Source organism: Streptomyces sp. NPDC005402, from assembly GCF_040606575.1.
Classification (GTDB): Bacteria; Actinomycetota; Actinomycetes; order Streptomycetales; family Streptomycetaceae; genus Streptomyces.
In genome coordinates this window covers 449,453-468,018 of sequence record NZ_JBEXFB010000004.1, presented here as the reverse complement: position 1 = coordinate 468,018, position 18,566 = coordinate 449,453, and the positions used below count along the sequence as shown (strand labels likewise).

At 70.9% G+C, this 18,566-nt stretch carries 13 protein-coding genes; 6 read left to right on the top strand and 7 right to left on the bottom strand.

The features are described from left to right. Positions 1-202: 202 nt before the first annotated feature. The 3 genes from ABZT02_RS10595 to ABZT02_RS10585 are packed head-to-tail and all read right to left on the bottom strand — an operon-like array spanning position 203 to position 2,788. Positions 203-1,360, bottom strand: a complete 1,158-nt coding sequence (locus ABZT02_RS10595) for an acetyl-CoA C-acetyltransferase (RefSeq protein ID WP_356016257.1) — start codon at positions 1,358-1,360, stop codon at positions 203-205. 17 nt (positions 1,361-1,377) lie between these two features. Next, positions 1,378-1,992, bottom strand: coding sequence for a TetR/AcrR family transcriptional regulator (locus tag ABZT02_RS10590; RefSeq protein WP_356016339.1), 615 nt, complete (start codon positions 1,990-1,992; stop codon positions 1,378-1,380). 13 nt (positions 1,993-2,005) lie between these two features. After that, the gene (locus ABZT02_RS10585) at positions 2,006-2,788 is read right to left on the bottom strand and encodes an SDR family oxidoreductase (RefSeq protein WP_356016255.1); all 783 of its coding nucleotides are present in this window, start codon (positions 2,786-2,788) and stop codon (positions 2,006-2,008) included. A 48-nt stretch (positions 2,789-2,836) separates the two neighbouring features. Here ABZT02_RS10585 and ABZT02_RS10580 point away from each other — a divergent pair, with 48 nt between their 5' ends. Together ABZT02_RS10580 and ABZT02_RS10575 are read left to right on the top strand one after the other, a co-directional pair. Next, the gene (locus ABZT02_RS10580) at positions 2,837-3,967 is read left to right on the top strand and encodes an acyl-CoA dehydrogenase family protein (protein WP_356016254.1); all 1,131 of its coding nucleotides are present in this window, start codon (positions 2,837-2,839) and stop codon (positions 3,965-3,967) included. Beyond that, positions 3,967-4,947 carry an acyl-CoA dehydrogenase family protein gene (locus tag ABZT02_RS10575; RefSeq protein WP_356016252.1) on the top strand — a complete coding sequence of 327 codons (981 nt, stop codon included), beginning with the start codon at positions 3,967-3,969 and terminating at the stop codon, positions 4,945-4,947. The genes ABZT02_RS10580 and ABZT02_RS10575 overlap by 1 nt, the downstream gene beginning before the upstream one ends. Here ABZT02_RS10575 and ABZT02_RS10570 read toward each other — a convergent pair. Then, a complete protein-coding gene (locus ABZT02_RS10570) occupies positions 4,922-6,562 on the bottom strand; it encodes a cytochrome bc complex cytochrome b subunit (protein WP_356016250.1) in 1,641 nt (546 codons plus the stop codon). The genes ABZT02_RS10575 and ABZT02_RS10570 overlap by 26 nt on opposite strands. A 186-nt stretch (positions 6,563-6,748) precedes the next feature. Here ABZT02_RS10570 and ABZT02_RS10565 point away from each other — a divergent pair, with 186 nt between their 5' ends. After that, a complete protein-coding gene (locus ABZT02_RS10565) occupies positions 6,749-7,666 on the top strand; it encodes a rhomboid family intramembrane serine protease (RefSeq protein ID WP_356016248.1) in 918 nt (305 codons plus the stop codon). Next, on the top strand, positions 7,663-8,595 hold the full coding sequence (locus ABZT02_RS10560) for a chitosanase (protein ID WP_356016246.1): 933 nt from the start codon (positions 7,663-7,665) through the stop codon (positions 8,593-8,595). The genes ABZT02_RS10565 and ABZT02_RS10560 overlap by 4 nt, the downstream gene beginning before the upstream one ends. Before the next feature lie 99 nt (positions 8,596-8,694). Here ABZT02_RS10560 and ABZT02_RS10555 read toward each other — a convergent pair whose 3' ends face one another. The 3 genes from ABZT02_RS10555 to ABZT02_RS10545 all read right to left on the bottom strand — a co-directional run bounded on the left by ABZT02_RS10555 (position 8,695) and on the right by ABZT02_RS10545 (position 15,898). After that, positions 8,695-10,155: a glutamate synthase subunit beta gene (locus ABZT02_RS10555; RefSeq protein ID WP_356016244.1), complete on the bottom strand. Its 1,461-nt coding sequence runs from the start codon at positions 10,153-10,155 to the stop codon at positions 8,695-8,697. Beyond that, the gene (gltB, locus tag ABZT02_RS10550; protein WP_356016243.1) at positions 10,148-14,755 is read right to left on the bottom strand and encodes a glutamate synthase large subunit; all 4,608 of its coding nucleotides are present in this window, start codon (positions 14,753-14,755) and stop codon (positions 10,148-10,150) included. The genes ABZT02_RS10555 and gltB overlap by 8 nt, the downstream gene beginning before the upstream one ends. 411 nt (positions 14,756-15,166) lie before the next feature. Further along, positions 15,167-15,898 carry a VIT1/CCC1 transporter family protein gene (locus tag ABZT02_RS10545; RefSeq protein ID WP_356016241.1) on the bottom strand — a complete coding sequence of 244 codons (732 nt, stop codon included), beginning with the start codon at positions 15,896-15,898 and terminating at the stop codon, positions 15,167-15,169. A 280-nt stretch (positions 15,899-16,178) separates the two neighbouring features. Between ABZT02_RS10545 and ABZT02_RS10540 the strand changes: the two genes are divergently transcribed. Then, positions 16,179-17,273 carry an ADP-ribosylglycohydrolase family protein gene (locus tag ABZT02_RS10540; RefSeq protein WP_356016239.1) on the top strand — a complete coding sequence of 365 codons (1,095 nt, stop codon included), beginning with the start codon at positions 16,179-16,181 and terminating at the stop codon, positions 17,271-17,273. After that, positions 17,270-18,565 carry an ADP-ribosylglycohydrolase family protein gene (locus tag ABZT02_RS10535; protein WP_356016237.1) on the top strand — a complete coding sequence of 432 codons (1,296 nt, stop codon included), beginning with the start codon at positions 17,270-17,272 and terminating at the stop codon, positions 18,563-18,565. The genes ABZT02_RS10540 and ABZT02_RS10535 overlap by 4 nt, the downstream gene beginning before the upstream one ends. Position 18,566 lies beyond the last annotated feature (1 nt).

The window sequence follows — 18,566 nt, the reverse complement described above, 5'->3', positions numbered from 1 at the left end:
GCCTGCGCCGGACTCCCTCCGGCCGGAGCGGGCTCCCGCCGCCCTCACAGCCTCTCGATGACCGTCACGTTCGCCTGTCCGCCGCCCTCGCACATGGGCACCATCCCCGACGGCCCCCTCGCACCGCTCGGCCCCAGAGGGCCTCACGGGCTTCGGAAGCCTGCGCCGGACTCCCTCCGGCCGGAGCGGGCTCCCGCCGCCCTCACAGCCTCTCGATGACCGTCACGTTCGCCTGTCCGCCGCCCTCGCACATGGTCTGGAGGCCGAACCGGCCGCCCGTGCGCTCCAGTTCGTGCAGCAAAGTCGTCATCAGCTTCACGCCCGTCGCCCCCAGCGGGTGCCCGAGGGCGATCGCGCCGCCGTTGACGTTGACCTTCCCGGGGTCCGCGCCGGTCTCCTTCAGCCAGGCCAGGACGACCGGGGCGAAGGCCTCGTTGATCTCGACGAGGTCGATGTCGTCGATGGTGAGGCCGGTCTTCTTCAGGGCGTGCGCGGTGGCCGGGATGGGGGCGGTGAGCATGCGGATGGGGTCCTCGCCGCGTACGGAGAGGTGGTGCACGCGTGCGCGGGGGGTGAGGCCGTGTTCGCGCACCGCCCGCTCCGAGGCCAGCAGCATGGCCGCCGCCCCGTCGGAGACCTGCGAGGAGCAGGCGGCGGTGACGGTGCCGCCCTCGATCACCGGCTTCAGGCCGGCCATCTTCTCCAGGGACGTGTCCCGGCGCGGGCCCTCGTCGACCGCGACCGGGCCGTAGGGCACCGTCTCGCGCTCGAAGCGTCCCTCGTCGATGGCCCGCAGTGCCCGCCGGTGGGACCGCAGCGCGAACTCCTCCTGGTCCTCGCGGCTGATCCCCCACTTCCCTGCGATCATCTCGGCGCCGACGAACTGGTTCACCGCCCGGTCCCCGTACCGCGCCCGCCACCCCTCGCTGCCCGCGAAGGGCCCCTGGGTCAGTCCGAGCGGCTCGGCGGCCTGCCGGGTCGCGAAGGCGATCGGGATCATCGACATGTTCTGCACCCCGCCGGCGACCACCAGGTCCTGCGTCCCGGACAGCACGCCCTGCGCGGCGAAGTGCACGGCCTGCTGCGAGGACCCGCACTGCCGGTCCACGGTCACCCCGGGCACCTCCTCGGGCAGCCCGGCCGCGAGCCACGCGGTCCGCGCGATGTCCCCGGCCTGCGGCCCGACCGCGTCCAGACACCCGAAGACGACGTCCTCGACGGCGGCCGGATCCACGCCCACGCGCGCGACCAGCGCCTTGAGCACATGCGCGCCCAGATCGGCCGGGTGGACCCCGCTCAGTCCTCCCCCGCGCCGCCCGACGGGCGTACGGACCGCTTCGACGATGTAGGCCTCGGCCATGGCAACTCCCCAGTGAGTTACGTACGTACGGCGATCCCGTCCAGCACCATCGACAGGTACTGCCGGGCGATCTCCTCCGGGCTGTGCTGTCCGCCGGGCCGGTACCAGGACGCGGCGACCCACACGGTGTCGCGCACGAACCGGTAGGTCAGCCGTACGTCGAGGTCGGCCCGGAACACCTCGGCCGCGACCCCGCGCTCCAGCGTGGACAGCCAGGCCTTCTCGAACCTGCGCTGCGACTCGGCGAGGAACGCGAACCGTTCCTGCGCCACCAGCTGCTTGCTCTCCTTCTGGTAGATCGCGACGGCGGCGCGGTGCCGGTCGATCTCCCGGAACGACTCGGTGACCAGGGCCTCCAGCGTCTCGCGCGGACCGAGTTCGGCGCCCAGGACGGCGTCATAGCCGTCCCAGAGCTCGTCGAGGAAGGTCCGCAGAATCTCCTCCAGCATCGATTCCTTGGAGTCGAAGTGGTAGTAGAGGCTGCCCGCGAGCATGCCCGCGTGGTCCGCGATCTTGCGTACGGTCGTGGCGTTGTAGCCCTGTTCGGCGAAGACCTCGGCGGCGGTGTCGAGGAGTTCACGGCGGCGCGCGGGCGCGGCGGCGCTCACCTGGGGCTTCTTCTTGGTCTGCACATCGTCCATTGTCCTAGGCGTGTTGACTGCTGACGGCGACGACCTCGCCCGTCATGTAGGAGGAGTAGCCGGACGCCAGGAACACGATCACGTTGGCCACCTCCCAGGGCTCGGCGTACCGCCCGAAGGCCTCGCGCGCGGTCAGCTCCTCCAGCAGCTGGGCCGAGGTCACCTTCACCAGGTGCGGGTGCATGGCGAGGCTCGGTGACACGGCGTTGACGCGTACGCCGTACTCGGCCGCCTCCAGTGCCGCGCACCGGGTCAGCGCCATGACTGCGGCCTTGGCGGCGGCGTAGTGGGCCTGTCCGGCCTGGGCGCGCCAGCCGACGACGGAGGCGTTGTTGACGATGACACCGCCTGTTTCGCGCATACGGCGAAGGGCGGCCCGAGTGCACCGGAAGGTGCCGTTCAAAGTGACGTCCAGGACCCGGGTCCACTGCTCGTCGGTCATCTCTACCAGCTGCGAAGTCCCGCCCAGACCCGCGTTGTTGACGACGATGTCCAGTCGTCCGTGCTCCCGTACGGCCGCGTCGAACAGTGCGCCGACCTGTGCCTCGTCGGTGACGTCGCACGGCACGGAGGTCACCGCGCCCTCGAACTCCCCGGCCAGCTCGGCGCCGTACTCCTTCAGCCGGCGTGCGTGCGCGTCGCTGATCAGGACGCGGGCGCCCTCCTCCAGGAAGCGGCGCGCGGTCGCCCCGCCGATGCCCGCGCCCGCGGCGGCGGTGATGACGGCGGTGCGCCCCTTCAGCAGCCCGTGCCCCGGTTCGTACACCGGACTCTCGACGCCTGTCATGGCGCCACGCTAACCTACCAAACACTTGTTAGGGAAGGACGGGTGTCCATGGATCTGGCGTTCACGCAGGAGGAAGAGGCCTTCCGCGCCGAGGCCCGCGCGTGGCTGCGCGCGCATGTGCCCGCCTCCCCGCTGCCCTCCCTGGAGACACGGGAGGGTTTCGCGGCCCATCGCGCGTGGGAGGCGGAACTCGCCGCGGACCGCTGGTCGGTGGTCAACTGGCCGAGGCAGTACGGCGGCCGGGACGCCGGGATCGTCGACTGGCTGGTCTTCGAGGAGGAGTACTACGCGGCCGGGGCTCCCGGACGGGTCGGCCAGAACGGCGTCAGCCTCCTCGCCCCGACCCTCTTCGACCACGGCACGCGGGAGCAACGCGCGCGGGTGCTGCCGTCGATGGCCACCGGTGAGGTGATCTGGGCCCAGGCCTGGTCGGAGCCGGAGGCGGGCTCGGACCTGGCGTCCCTGAGGTCCAGCGGGGTGCGCACGAAAGGGGGTTGGCTGCTCAGTGGCCAGAAGACCTGGTCCTCCCGGGCCGCCTTCGCGGACCGCGCCTTCGGGCTCTTCCGCACCGACCCGGACACCCCGAAACCCCACCAGGGCCTGACCTACCTGATGTTCGACCTGCGGGCCCCCGGTGTCACCGTCCGCCCGATCCGCCGCCTCGACGGGAAGCCTGCCTTCGCCGAACTCTTCCTGGACGAGGTGTTCGTGCCCGACGAGGACGTCATCGGCGAGCCCGGCCGGGGCTGGCGGATCGCGATGTCGACGGCGGGCAACGAACGCGGGCTGATGCTGCGCTCACCGGGCCGTTTCCTGGCGAGCGCCGACCGGTTGTTCGCGCTGTGGCAGGCGAAGGGCAGCCCCCAGGCGGCTCGGGCCCGTGTCGCGGACGCCCTGATCGGCGCCCGCGCCTACCAGCTCTTCACCCACGCGGCCGCCGCCCGCTTCCTGGACGGCGAGACACTCGGCCCCGAGTCCAGCCTGAACAAGGTCTTCTGGTCCGAGTACGACATCGCGCTCACGGAGACGGCGTTGGATCTCCTCGGCGAGGAAGAGGACCCCGACTGGACCGAGCGCTATGTCTTCGCCCTCGCCGGCCCGATCTACGCCGGCACGAACGAGATCCAGCGCGACATCATCGCCGAACGCCTGCTGGGCCTGCCGAAGGGACGCCGCTGATGCGCTTCCTCCTCGACGCCGAGCAACGGGACTTCTCCCACTCCTTGGACGCGATGCTGACGGCCGCGGACACCCCGTCAGTGGCACGGGACTGGAGCCGAGGTGATCACGCGAGCGGGCGCGCACTGTGGAGCCGTATCGCCGAGGCGGGGGTCTTCGCACTGGCGGTACCCGAGGCGTATGAGGGACTGGGCCCGCGTCCCGTGGAACTCACCCTGGCCTTCGTCGAGTTGGGACGCCACGCGGTACCGGGCCCGGTGGTGGAGACGGTGACGGCGGCGACACTGCTGGCGTCCTTGGACGACACCGGCCCGGCGAAACGCCTGCTGCCATCGCTGGCCGCGGGCGAGTCGACGGCAACCCTGGCCACCGGGTCCTACGCACTCGACGCCGACATGGCAGACGTACGGCTGGCCCTCTCAACCTGTTCGACGCCCACCGAGCTCCGCCTCGCTCCCCCACCCGACCATCCCCCACGCCTCTCCCTGGACCCCGCCCGCCGTCTCTTCCCCACCCCCCACGGCGGCGAGCTCCTCGCCACCGACCCACCCCTGGCCCCCGCCCTGCTCACGGCCCGCCTCGCCACCGCCGCCCAAGCCCTCGGCGTGGGCCTCGCCCTCCTCGACAAGACCGTGTCCTACGTCAAGCAGCGCACCCAGTTCGGCGCCCCCATAGGCTCCTTCCAGGCGGTCAAGCACCAACTGGCCGACGCCGAGATCGCGTTGGAGTTCGCCCGGCCCCTGCTCCTCGGCGCCGCCCTGACGATGACCGAGGGGGACGTCGCCGCCGCCAAGGTCACGGCGTGCGAGGCGGCGTACCGGACCGCCCGTACCGCGCTCCAGCTCCACGGCGCCATCGGGTACACGGCGGAGTACGACCTGTCCCTGTGGCTCACCAAGGCCCGCGTCCTGCGCACCGCCTGGGGCAGTCCCGACGCGTGCCGGGACACCGTCCTCAGTGCTGGTGGTCGCCGCTGGTGACCTCCCGGTACTCCTCCACCGTCGGCTTCTCGATCCGCGTGTCGGGCCCGAACATCGCCCGCGCGAGCCCGGCCCGCACCCGCTGGGAGCGCCTGACCGGCCGCCGCACCCCGTTCGCGTCGACGAGCGGCCCGATCTCGTACGGCGGTTCCTGCTCGTGCTGGGTGAGGGTGTGCAGCTGCGCCTGCGCGAGGGGCGCGTGGACCTCGACGTACTCCCCGTGCGGGAGCCGCCTGATGGTGCCGGTCTCCCGGCCGTGCAGCACCTTGTCCCGGTCCCGGCGCTGGAGCCCGAGACAGACGCGCTTGGTGATCACGAAGGCCAGCACCGGCACCACGAACACGGACACCCGCACGAACCAGGTGATCGCGTTGATCGACAGATGCATATGGGTGGCCACGATGTCGTTGCCGCCGCCGATCAGCAGCACCACGTACAGGCTCAGCCAGGCGACGCCCAGCCCCGTGCGCACGGGCACGTTGCGCGGCCGGTCCAGGATGTGGTGCTCGCGCTTGTCGCCGGCGATCCATGCCTCGACGAAGGGGTAGACCCCGATCGCGAGCAGGATCAGCGGGAAGAGGGAGAAGGGGATGAAGACACCGGGCTCCAGGGTGTGGCCCCAGAAGTTGATCTCCCAGCCCGGCATCACCCGGATCAGCCCCTCGGAGAAGCCGAGGTACCAGTCGGGCTGGGCGCCGGTGGTCACCAGGTGGGGGCTGTACGGCCCGAACGCCCACACGGGGTTGATCTGCGCGAGGCCGCCCATGAGCGCCAGCACGCCGAAGGTCAGGAAGAAGAAGCCGCCCGCCTTGGCCATGTAGACCGGCAGGAAGGGCATGCCGACCACGGACTTGTTGTCGCGGCCGGGCCCCGGGTACTGGGTGTGCTTGTGGTAGAAGACCAGGATCAGATGGGCCACCACCAGGCCGAGCATGATCCCGGGCAGCAGCAGCACATGGACCGGGAAGAGCCTCGGGATGATGTCGTGGCCCGGGAACTCCCCGCCGAACAGGAAGAACGACAGATACGTCCCGACGATCGGCACGGACAGGATCGCCCCGTCGGCGAACCGGATGCCGGTGCCGGAGAGCAGGTCGTCGGGGAGCGAGTAGCCGGTCAGTCCGGTGATGATGCCGAGGAACAACAGGGTCCAGCCGAACACCCAGTTGAGCTCGCGCGGCTTGCGGAAGGCGCCGGTGAAGAACACCCGCATCATGTGCACGAGCATGCCGGTCACGAAGACCAGCGCCGCCCAGTGGTGGATCTGCCGGATCAGCAGTCCACCGCGCACGTCGAAGCTGATGTCGAGCGTGGACTCGTAGGCCCTGGTCATCACCACGCCGTTGAGGGGCTCGTAGGAGCCGTGGTAGACGACCTCGACCCCGCTGGGCTCGAAGAACAGGGTGAGGTAGACGCCCGTGAGGATCAGGATGAGGAAGCTGTAGAGACAGACCTCGCCCAGCATGAACGACCAGTGGTCCGGAAAGACCTTGCGCATGTTGGCCTTGGCCAGCGCGTACAGGCCGAGCCGCCCGTCCGCCCAGTCGGCGAGTTTCTCGCCCTTGCCGGCCTCTTGCCCACGGGCCGTTTCGTTCACCGATCGCGCGCCGTCCATACGTCGTCGCCTCCCCGTCGGATCATCCACAGGGTGGCACGCTCGTACGGTCAAGCCAACGGGGCGTGCAGCAGCGGACCGTCCGACCCGGCCCCTCCCCTCACTCCGTTCCCGAGGTTCGATATTTTGTTCGCCGCCGTCCCCACCGGCTCACGATCACCCCTGTCACTCCGAGGAGAGCCGGCCGTGGAACCCGAATCCGCCGTCACCACCTGCTATCGCCACCCCGGGGTGGAGTCCCACGTCCGCTGCACCCGCTGCGAGCGGTACATCTGCCCGGACTGCATGCGGGAGGCGGCCGTCGGTCACCAGTGCCCCGAGTGCGTGCGGGAGGGGGCGCGGTCGGTGCGGCAGGCCCGGACCGCGTTCGGCGGGCGCATCACGGCCGTCCCCCTGGTGACGTACGTCCTCATCGGCCTCAACGTGCTCGCCTACGTCGGCGAGCTCGTGCGTCCCGCGATCGTGGACCGGTTCGAGATGCTGGGCGCCGGACTGGTGGGCCCGGACGGCGGCCACTACGTGTGGCAGTCCGGTTACCCCGCCGACTTCCACACCGAAGGTCTCGTCGACGGCGAGTGGTACCGGCTGCTCACCGGCGCCTTCCTCCATCTGCCGCCCACCGGAGGCACCTTCGGCATCCTGCACATCGTGATGAACATGGTGTCGCTGTGGAACATCGGCCGGGTGGTCGAGGCCCAGCTCGGCCGCCTCAGGTACGTCGTCCTGTATCTCCTCTCCGCGCTCGGCGGCTCGGTCCTCGTCCTGCTGATCGCGCCCACCGAGGCCACGCTCGGCGCGTCCGGCGCGATCTTCGGGCTCGGCGCGGCGTACTACGTGATGGCCCGCCGGCTCGGCGCCGACATGGCCCAGGTCAACCGGTTCATGGCGGGTCTGCTGCTGTGGCTGCTGATCTCCGCGGGGCTGACGTCCTGGCAGGGCCACCTCGGCGGCCTGCTCGCCGGAGCCGTCGTCACCCTCGCCTACGCGTACGCTCCCCGGGACAGCCGCCGCGCCCTGGTGCAGGCGGGAGTCTGCGCCGTACTGTTGCTGGTGCTCCTGGGGGCCACGTGGGCCAAGGTCGCCGAACTGACGGGAGCCCTGTGAAACGCGTCCGCCTGCTGCTGCTCGCGGCCGTGCCCGTGATCGTCACGGCGTCGGTCTACCTCCTCGCGCCCGAGGACTCCGGCGCGGACGGGGCCGGTCCCGACCTGTCCGCCGCCTACCGGTCGCAGGCGGCCCGGGACGCCAAGGGTGTCCAGGGCGCCAAGGCCTGGGCCGAGGAGGCGGACAGCGCGACGGACGACCAGGTGCTCGCCGGCCGGCCGCAGGGCCTGGACGCCCCCGCCGAGAAGGACCTCGCCCAGCAGCTCGTCGCCAGCGCCGAGAACTCCACCCTCGACTGGCGCAGCGCCTACGCCTACGTCGAGGACATCGGCGACGGCCAGGGTTACACGGCCGGCCTCATCGGCTTCTGCACCGGCACCCACGACCTGCTCACCCTCGTCGAGCGCTATACGAAGGCCCACCCCGGCAACGGTCTCGCCGAGTACCTCCCCGCCCTGCGCGCGGTCGACGGCACGGACTCCCACGAGGGCCTGGACCCGGGTTTCCCGGCCGCGTGGAAGGCGGAGGCCGCCCGGCCGGCCTTCCAAAAGGCCCAGGACGCGGAGCGGGACCGGGTCTACTTCGACCCCGCGGTCCGCCTCGCCAAGCTCGACGGTCTGGGCACGCTCGGCCAGTTCGTCTACTACGACGCCATGGTCTTCCACGGCCCCGGCACCGGCCCAACCGGCTTCTACGGCATGCGTGAAAACGCCCTCCGCACGTCCGACAGCCCCGCCGAGGGCGGCTCCGAGAAGGCCTACCTGGACACCTTCCTGGACATCCGCCGGGCGGCCATGAAGACCCGCAAGGCGGACATCGACACCTCCCGCATCGACACCGCGCAGCGGCGGTTCCTGGACGAGGGGAACCTGGACCTGAGGACGCCGCTGGAGTGGCAGGTGTACGGGGAGACGTACAAGGTGCCGTAGAAAAGGCGACGGCGCCTGCCTTCCGGTCCGGTCGGGGACGTGGAGGCAGGCGCCGTCAGTGTTCCGTACGCCTTTGTACGGGACGCTTCATGGGGTGCTTCAGACCATCAGCGAACGGTCCGTCGGACGGATCGGCGCGGGCAGTTCGCTCGCGCCGGTCAGGAAGCGGTCGCAGCCGCGGGCGGCCGAGCGGCCCTCCGCGATCGCCCACACGATGAGCGACTGGCCGCGGCCCGCGTCGCCGGCGACGAAGACGCCCGGCACGTTGGTCTGGAAGTCGGCGTCGCGGGCGATGTTGCCGCGCTCGTCGAGCTCCAGGCCGAACTGCTCGACCAGGCCGTTCTCGCGGTCGGTACCGGTGAAGCCCATCGCGAGGGTGACCAGCTGGGCGGGGATCTTGCGCTCCGTGCCCGGCTTCGGGGTCAGCCTGCCGTCGATGAACTCGACCTCGCTGAGGTGCAGCCACTGGACGTTGCCGTCCTCGTCGCCCTCGAAGTGGGTCGTCGAGACGGAGTAGACCCGCTCGCCGCCCTCCTCGTGCGCGGAGGTGACCTTGTACAGCATCGGGAAGGTCGGCCACGGCTGGTGCGGGGCACGGTCCTCGCCGGGCCTCGGCATGATCTCCAGCTGCGTCACCGACGCCGCGCCCTGGCGGTGGGCGGTGCCCACGCAGTCGGCGCCGGTGTCGCCACCGCCGATGACGATGACGTGCTTGCCCTCGGCCGTGATGGGGGGCGCCACGTAGTCGCCCTCCTGCACCTTGTTGGCCAGCGGCAGGTACTCCATGGCCTGGTGGATGCCCTTGAGTTCGCGGCCGGGGACCGGCAGGTCACGGGCGGTGGTCGCACCGGCGGCGATGACGACGGCGTCGTACCGCTTCTTCAAGTCGGTCGCCTTGAGGTCGCGGCCGATCTCGATGCCGGTGCGGAAGCGGGTGCCCTCCGCGCGCATCTGCTCGATGCGGCGGTTGATGTGCCGCTTCTCCATCTTGAACTCGGGGATGCCGTACCGGAGGAGGCCTCCGACGCGGTCCGCGCGCTCGTAGACGGCGACGGTGTGACCGGCCCGCGTGAGCTGCTGTGCGGCGGCGAGTCCGGCCGGGCCCGATCCGATGACCGCGACGGTCTTGCCGGACAGGCGCTCGGGGGCCTGCGGCTCGACATCGCCGCTGTCCCACGCCTTGTCGATGATCGAGACCTCGACGTTCTTGATGGTGACCGGCGGCTGGTTGATGCCGAGCACACACGCCGACTCACAGGGAGCCGGGCACAACCGCCCCGTGAACTCGGGGAAGTTGTTCGTCGCGTGCAGGCGCTCCGAAGCCGCCGCCCAGTCCTCGCGGTAGGCGTAGTCGTTCCACTCGGGGATGAGGTTCCCGAGCGGGCAGCCGTTGTGACAGAACGGGATGCCGCAGTCCATGCAGCGGCTGGCCTGCTTGCTGATGATCGGCAGCAGGGAGCCGGGGACGTAGACCTCGTTCCAGTCCTTCAGACGTACGTCGACGGGGCGGGACTTGGCGACCTCGCGGCCGTGGTTCAGGAAGCCCTTCGGGTCAGCCATTGATCGCCGCCTCCATCATCTTCTCGGTGATCTCGGACTCGGAGAGTCCCGCCTGCTCGGCGGCGTCCTTGGCGGCGAGCACTGCCTTGTACGTGCTGGGGATGATCTTGCTGAAACGCTCGACCGCGGTGTCCCACTCGGCGAGCAGCTTCTCGGCGACCGTGGAGGCGGTCTCCTCCTGGTGGCGGCGCACCACGTCGTGCAGCCACTGCTTGTCCACGTCGTCCAGCGCCTCCACGGCGTTCACGTTGCCGACGTTGACGTTGTCCCGGTCGAGGTCGATCACGTAGGCGACACCGCCGGACATGCCGGCCGCGAAGTTGCGGCCCGTCTCGCCCAGGACCACCGCGTGACCGCCGGTCATGTACTCGCAGCCGTGGTCGCCCACGCCCTCCGAGACGACCGTCGCGCCGGAGTTGCGGACACAGAACCGCTCACCGGTACGACCGCGCAGGAACAGCTCGCCGCCGGTCGCGCCGTAGGCGATGGTGTTGCCCGCGATCGTGGAGAACTCGGCGAGGTGGTCGGCGCCCCGGTCGGGACGGACGATCACCCGGCCGCCGGACAGGCCCTTGCCGACGTAGTCGTTGGCGTCGCCCTCCAGGCGCAGCGTGACACCGCGCGGCAGGAAGGCGCCGAAGGACTGGCCGGCCGAGCCGGTGAAGGTGATGTCGATGGTGTCGTCGGGCAGGCCCGCGCCACCGAACTTCTTCGTCACCTCGTGGCCGAGCATGGTGCCGACCGTGCGGTTGATGTTGCGGATGGCGACCTGGGCGCGCACCGGCTGGGCGTCGGTGGCCGAGTCGGCGGCCAGGGCGTCGGCGGCGAGCTTGATGAGCTCGTTGTCGAGCGCCTTCTCCAGGCCGTGGTCCTGCTGGATGACCTGGTGCAGCGGGGCGCCCTCGGGCAGCTGAGGCACGTAGAAGAGCGGGGACAGGTCCAGGCCCTGCGCCTTCCAGTGGTTGACCGCGCGGGTCACGTCGAGGGTCTCGGCGTGGCCGACGGCCTCCTCGATGGAGCGGAAGCCCAGCTCGGCGAGGATCTCGCGGACCTCTTCGGCGATGAACTTGAAGAAGTTCACGATGTACTCGGCCTTGCCGGTGAACCGGTCGCGCAGGACCGGGTTCTGGGTGGCGATGCCGACCGGGCAGGTGTCCAGGTGGCAGACGCGCATCATGACGCAGCCGGAGACGACGAGCGGCGCGGTCGCGAAACCGAACTCCTCGGCGCCGAGCAGCGCGGCGATGACGACGTCGCGGCCGGTCTTGAGCTGACCGTCGGTCTGGACGACGATGCGGTCGCGCAGGCCGTTGAGCAGCAGGGTCTGCTGGGTCTCGGCGAGGCCGAGCTCCCAGGGGCCGCCCGCGTGCTTCAGGGAGGTCAGCGGGGAGGCACCCGTGCCACCGTCGTGACCGGAGATCAGGACGACGTCCGCGTGCGCCTTGGACACACCCGCCGCGACCGTGCCGACGCCGACCTCGGAGACCAGCTTCACGTGAATCCGCGCCTGCGGGTTCGCGTTCTTCAGGTCGTGGATCAGCTGGGCCAGGTCCTCGATCGAGTAGATGTCGTGGTGCGGCGGCGGGGAGATCAGGCCGACACCCGGGGTCGAGTGCCGGGTCTTGGCGACCCACGGGTAGACCTTGTGGCCGGGCAGCTGGCCGCCCTCGCCGGGCTTGGCGCCCTGGGCCATCTTGATCTGGATGTCGTCCGCGTTGACCAGGTACTCGGAGGTCACACCGAAGCGGCCGGAGGCGACCTGCTTGATCGACGAACGCCGCGCCGGGTCGTACAGCCGGTCCGCGTCCTCGCCGCCCTCACCGGTGTTGGACTTGCCGCCCAGCTGGTTCATGGCGATGGCGAGGGTCTCGTGCGCCTCCTTGGAGATGGAGCCGTACGACATGGCGCCGGTGGAGAAGCGCTTGACGATCTCGGAGACCGGCTCGACCTCGTCGACGGAGATCGGCTGCCGGTCCGACGTGAAGCCGAACAGGCCGCGCAGCGTCATGAGGCGCTCGGACTGCTCGTTCACGCGGTCCGTGTACTTCTTGAAGATGTCGTAGCGGTTCGCGCGCGTCGAGTGCTGGAGGCGGAAGACCGTCTCCGGGTCGAACAGGTGCGGCTCGCCCTCGCGGCGCCACTGGTACTCGCCGCCTATCTCCAGGGCGCGGTGGGCCGGCGCGATGCCGCTCGCCGGGTACGCCTTGGCGTGCCGGGCGGCGACCTCCTTGGCGATGACGTCGATGCCGACGCCGCCGATCTTGGAGGCGGTACCGCTGAAGTACTTCTGGACGAAGCCCTCTTCGAGACCGACGGCCTCGAAGACCTGGGCGCCGCGGTAGGAGGCGACGGTCGAGATGCCCATCTTCGACATGACCTTCAGCACGCCCTTGCCCAGGGCGTAGATCAGGTTGCGGATGGCCTGCTCGGCCTCGATGTCCGACAGGAAGGTGCCCGCACGGACCAGGTCCTCGACGGACTCCATGGCGAGGTACGGGTTCACGGCCGCGGCGCCGAAGCCGATCAGCAGGGCGACGTGGTGGACCTCGCGGACGTCACCGGCCTCGACCAGCAGGCCCACCTGGGTGCGCTGCTTGGTGCGGATGAGGTGGTGGTGGACGGCCGCGGTGAGCAGCAGCGAGGGGATCGGCGCGTGCTCGGCGTCCGAGTGGCGGTCGGAGAGGACGATCAGCCGGGCACCGTTGGCGATGGCGGCGTCGGCCTCGGCGCAGATCTCCTCGATGCGCGCGGCGAGGGAGTCGCCACCGCCGGAGACCCGGTACAGGCCGGACAGGGTCGCGGCCTTGAAGCCGGGCATGTCGCCATCGGCGTTGATGTGGATGAGCTTGGCCAGCTCGTCGTTGTCGATCACCGGGAAGGGCAGCACGACGGAACGGCAGGAGGCGGCGCTCGGGTCGAGCAGGTTGCCCTGCGGGCCCAGCGCGGAGCGCAGGCTCGTCACCAGTTCTTCGCGGATCGCGTCCAGCGGCGGGTTGGTGACCTGCGCGAACAGCTGGGTGAAGTAGTCGAAGAGCAGACGCGGCCGCTCGCTCAGCGCGGCGATCGGCGAGTCGGTGCCCATCGAACCGATCGGCTCGGCACCGGCCTTGGCCATCGGCGCGAGGAGGACCCGGAGCTCTTCCTCGGTGTAGCCGAAGGTCTGCTGGCGGCGGGTGACCGAGGCGTGGGTGTGCACGATGTGCTCGCGCTCGGGCAGGTCGCCGAGCTCGATCTCGCCGGCCTCCAGCCACTCCGCGTACGGCTGCTCGGCGGCGAGGCCGGCCTTGATCTCGTCGTCCTCGATGATGCGGTGCTCGACGGTGTCGACGAGGAACATCCGGCCGGGCTGCAGACGGCCCTTGCGGACCACCTTGGCGGGGTCGATGTCGAGGACGCCGACCTCGGAGCCGAGGACGACGAGGCCGTCGTCGGTGACCCAGTAGCGGCCGGGGCGAAGGCCGTTGCGGTCGAGGACCGCGCCGACCTGCTTGCCGTCGGTGAAGGTGACACAGGCCGGGCCGTCCCAGGGCTCCATCAGGTTGGAGTGGAACTGGTAGAAGGCGCGGCGGGCCGACTCCATGGAGTCGTGGTTCTCCCACGCCTCCGGGATCATCATCAGCACGGAGTGCGGCAGCGAACGGCCGCCCAGGTGCAGGAGTTCGAGGACCTCGTCGAAGGACGCCGAGTCGGAGGCGTCCGGCGTGCAGATCGGGAAGACCCGCTCGATGGCCTTGTCGTCGTTGCCGAAGAGGTCCGAGACCAGCTGGGACTCGCGGGCCGCCATCCAGTTGCGGTTGCCCTTGACGGTGTTGATCTCACCGTTGTGCGCGACGAAGCGGTACGGGTGTGCGAGCGGCCACGACGGGAAGGTGTTCGTGGAGAACCGGGAGTGCACGAGCGCGATCGCGGAGGCGAAGCGGCGGTCGGACAGGTCCGGGAAGAAGGGCTCCAGCTGGCCGGTGGTCAGCATGCCCTTGTAGACGATGGTCCGCGCGGACAGCGAGGGGAAGTAGACGTCGACCTCGCGCTCGGCGCGCTTGCGCAGCACGAAGGCCTTGCGGTCGAGGTCGATGTCCGTGGCAGCCGCGGAGGAACCGTCGGCCACGAAGACCTGGCGGAACGCGGGCATGGTGGACCGGGCGGTGGCGCCGAGCAGCCCGGGGGCGACCGGGACCTCGCGCCAGCCGAGGACGGTGAGGCCCTCCTCGGCGGCGATCGTCTCGATCTTCGAGACGGCGTCCTCGGTGCCGTCCTCCGGCAGGAAGGCGATACCGACGGCGTACGCACCGGCCGCGGGCAGCTCGAAGCCCGCGACCTCGCGGAAGAAGGCGTCCGGAACCTGGGACAGGATGCCCGCGCCGTCACCCGAGTCGGGCTCGGAGCCGGTGGCACCGCGGTGCTCCAGGTTGCGCAGAACCGTGAGCGCCTGCTCGACCAGCGCATGGCTCGCCTCGCCGGTGAGGGTGGCCACGAAGCCGACGCCACAGGCGTCGCGCTCGTTGCGGGGGTCGTACATACCCTGCGCAGCAGGGCGAGCATCCATGAAAGACCACTTCTGGCCATTCGTGGAGTGCTGGGACGGCTGGCGCGGCGTACGCATCGGCTCTCCCGTCGTCGTCAATTGGCTGGGGGCTCCTCCCAGGCACGTGAGGCTCTGGGGGTGCATATTGCCGAGGGACGACGTTGGCCCTCTGCGTGAGTGCAAAATTTCGTGCAGGTTACATGATGGAGCGGATCTCGGGAACCGGATACTCCGTTCCAACATGCGGACGCCACGCGGTGCGAGGGGGGTGTCGCACACGTGGCTTGAAGTATGTGGGGGCCGAACCGGACCGATCGGTCGGATCGTGGCCCGTCGACCCAGGGGGCGGTGAAAACGTCGTCACCGACCCCGCGAGCGCGCCGCAAGCGTCATTGCCCACAGTGCTTACGGCTCATGCCCAGTGGTTAAGCATTCGAAACCAGCGAGTAACGGCTACTTATGCGGTCCATCGCATAAGTAGCAGCGGATCTATCCTACGGCCGTTCCGAACAAAGTGCCCAGGGCGTACGTCACACCGGCCGCCGCACCTCCCAGGACGAGCTGCCGGAGTCCGCTGTACCACCAGGTCCGCGCGGTCACCCTGGCCACGACGGCACCACAGGCGAACAGCCCGAGAAGCGCGAGCAGCACGGCGGGCCAGAGCACGGTGGCACCGAGCAGATACGGGAGCAGGGGAAGGAGCGCCCCCAGGGCGAAGGACCCGAAGCTGGACACGGCGGCGACGAGCGGCGAGGGCAGGTCGCCGGGGTCGATCCCCAGCTCCTCACGGGCATGGATCTCAAGGGCCTGCTCGGGATCCTTCGACAACTGCCGCGCGACCTCGCGCGCCAGCTCGGGCTCCACACCCCGCCCCTCGTACAGGGCCGCGAGCTCGGCCTCCTCGTCCTCCGGGTGCTTGCGCAGCTCCCGGCGCTCCACATCCAGTTCGGCCTCGACGAGCTCGCGCTGGGAGGCGACGGAGGTGTACTCGCCGGCGGCCATGGAGAAGGCACCGGCGGCGAGCCCCGCGAGTCCGGTCAGCACGATGGTGTGCTGACCGACGGCCCCACCGGCGACTCCGGTCATCAGCGCGAGGTTGGAGACCAGCCCGTCCATGGCCCCGAAGACGGCGGGCCTGAGCCAGCCACCGTTCACATCCCGGTGCGTGTGGTTGTCGCGGTGGGCCTCGTGCAGCGGCGCGTCGATGTCGATGATGGCCATTCCGGTCCCCCAGGGAAGCTAAGCCAAAGCTAACTTTGGACACGTTCTAATTCTCAACAACGCTCAGAGTACGTCGGCCCATTCCGCTCCGCCAGCAAGGAAAGGCTCCGCTAACCTGCGGCTTTACCCTCGAATGCGCAGACGATCATGAGTGCGCTCAGATGTCGACCGGGTGACGTTGACGGCAGGGAGGCTGAGGTCAACCGCCGATGGTGGGACACATGCGGCAAAAGGTTCCGCGCCTCGCGCGAACCTCCTCTGCTCCCCAAAGAGGCCGCGTATGACATCGATCGCCCGCGTTTCCTCGGTCCCGGTACCCCAGGACGCCGCCGAACTCCGCGAGCGGGCCCGCGGCGCCCTGTTGGGCCTGGCGGTCGGGGACGCCCTCGGAGCCCCCGCCGAGAACCTGAAGCCGTCGCAGATCCGCGCCCGCTGGGGCCGTATCGAGGGTTACGTGGCGGACGAGCCGAGCGGCACGGACGACACGGAGTACGCGATCTTCTCCGGCCTGCTCCTCGCCCGCCACGGCTCGGCCCTCACCCCCTCCCACGTGGAGGCGGCCTGGCACGAGTGGATCGCGGACCGCCACGAGGGCCCGTTCCGGGGCGCCGGGTTCAGCGAGCGCGGCACCCTGGAGAACCTCCGCCGGGGCCTGGCGGCCCCCATCTCGGCCCAGCACCGCCACGCCTGGAGCGACGGCCTGGCCATGCGGGCGGCCCCCTTCGGCGTCTTCGCGGCGGGCCGCCCCGCGGAGGCGGCCCGCCTGGTGGCCGTCGACGGCTCGGTGAGCCACGACGGCGAGGGCATCTACGGCGGCCAGGCGGTCGCCGCGGGAGTGGCGGCGGCGATGGCGGGCGCCCCGACGGTCGCCGTCGTCGCCTCCGCGCTCGCGGTGATCCCGGACGACAGCTGGACCGCCCGCTCCCTGCGCCGTGCCGTGGCGGTGGCCCACCGGGGCGAACGGGCGGTCCGCTCCGCGGTGGTGATCGGCGGCTATCCGTGGACCGACCTGGCCCCTGAGGCGGTGGCCCTCGCCTTCGGCGCGTACGCGACGGCGGACGGCGACTTCCGCGAGGCGGTGCTGACCGCGGTGAACATGGGGAGAGACGCGGACACGACGGCCGCGGTGGCGGGGGCGCTGGCGGGAGCGACGAAGGGGGCGTCGGCGATCCCCGCGGAGTGGGCGGCGGCGATCGGCCCGGCGAGAGGCAGCTGCCTGCCCTCCATGGCGGGCCATCACGTGCTGGACGTCGCCGAGTTGCTGGTGGCGGGCGAGGACGGGAAGTGGGGGACGACCGGTCTCGCGCGGGAGTGGCCCCCACCCGACCCGGACGCCTTCACCCTGGCGGCGGGCGAGCCGGGGGCGGGCCGGTGAGGCCGCCGGGACCGTGGGGCGAGGGCTCTGGTCCTGCCGATCCCGCACCCGCGACGCAACCGAACGCTCCCGCGGCCGCCGACGGCGGGAACGCCCCACAGGCGCCACCCGCACCCGACGACGAAAGCGAGACGGGTGGTGCGGGTGGGAACACAAAGGCCGAAGGCGAAGCCGAGGCCTCGAAACGCACCGAAGGTCTTCTCCTGGGCCTCGCCGCAGGCGACGCCGCCGGCTGGCCCGCCGCCCGCCACAGAGCCGCCCGCATGCCCGACTGGACCCGCCGCCTCACCCGCGAACTCGACACCTTCGCCGAACAGAACGCCACCACCACCCTCCCCGTCCCCATCGCCCTCAATCAGCCCCCCGAGCCCCTCCGCCTCGGCCCCTCCGACGACGCCGAATGGGCGGCCTTCACCGCGGAGGCCCTCCTCAGGGCAGGAGACGACACCGCCCTCGGCGACCTGACAAGGGAACGCCGTACGCGAGCCGCCATCGACCTCACCTGGAACGCCCTCGCCGCCGAAGTGGCCGCCGCGGCGAACCGCGCCCCCGAGATCGAGTCCGCGGTCCTCCCCCTCCGCGCCCGCATCTCCGTGCGCGCGGGACTCGGCAACCTCGCCACCGGGCTGCGCCCACCCGCCACCGGCCACGACAACCCGCACTACTTCGACGACGCGGCCTGCATCAGGGCCTGTGTCCTCGCGGTCGCCCACCCCGGCAGCCCCCGACTCGCCGCGGACCTCGCCGAGTTCGACGCCCGCTACACCCAGGACGGAGACGGGGTGCACGGAGCCAGAGCGATGGCCGCGGCCGTCTCCCTGGCCCTGACCGGCGCCCCCGTCGACGCCTGCGTGACGGCGGCCCTCACCGAGCTCCCCGAGGAGACGGAGATCGGCCGCAACGCCCGCCACGCCCTCCGCCTCGCCCGGGCCGCCGGCAACGCCTTCGCCCTGATCCCCGTCCTGGAACACGAGATCGTCGACCACGTCTACAGCTACGGCGTCGCGGCCGCCGAAACCGTCCCCGTGGCCCTCGCCCTGGCCACCGCCGCACAGGGCCGTATCGCCGAGGCGATCCCCGCGGCCGCCTGTCTCTCCCGGGTGGCCGACTCGGCCCCGGCCCTGGTGGGTGCTCTGACCGGCGCGCTCGGCGGCGCCACCGCGATCCCCGCCACGTGGCGGGACTCCTGCCGCGCCCTCTCCGGCTGCGCCCTCCCCCGCCTCACCGGCACGGACCTCGTGGAACTCGCCGAACTCCTGGTAGCCGCACAACCACCCCTCCCAGGAGGATGAT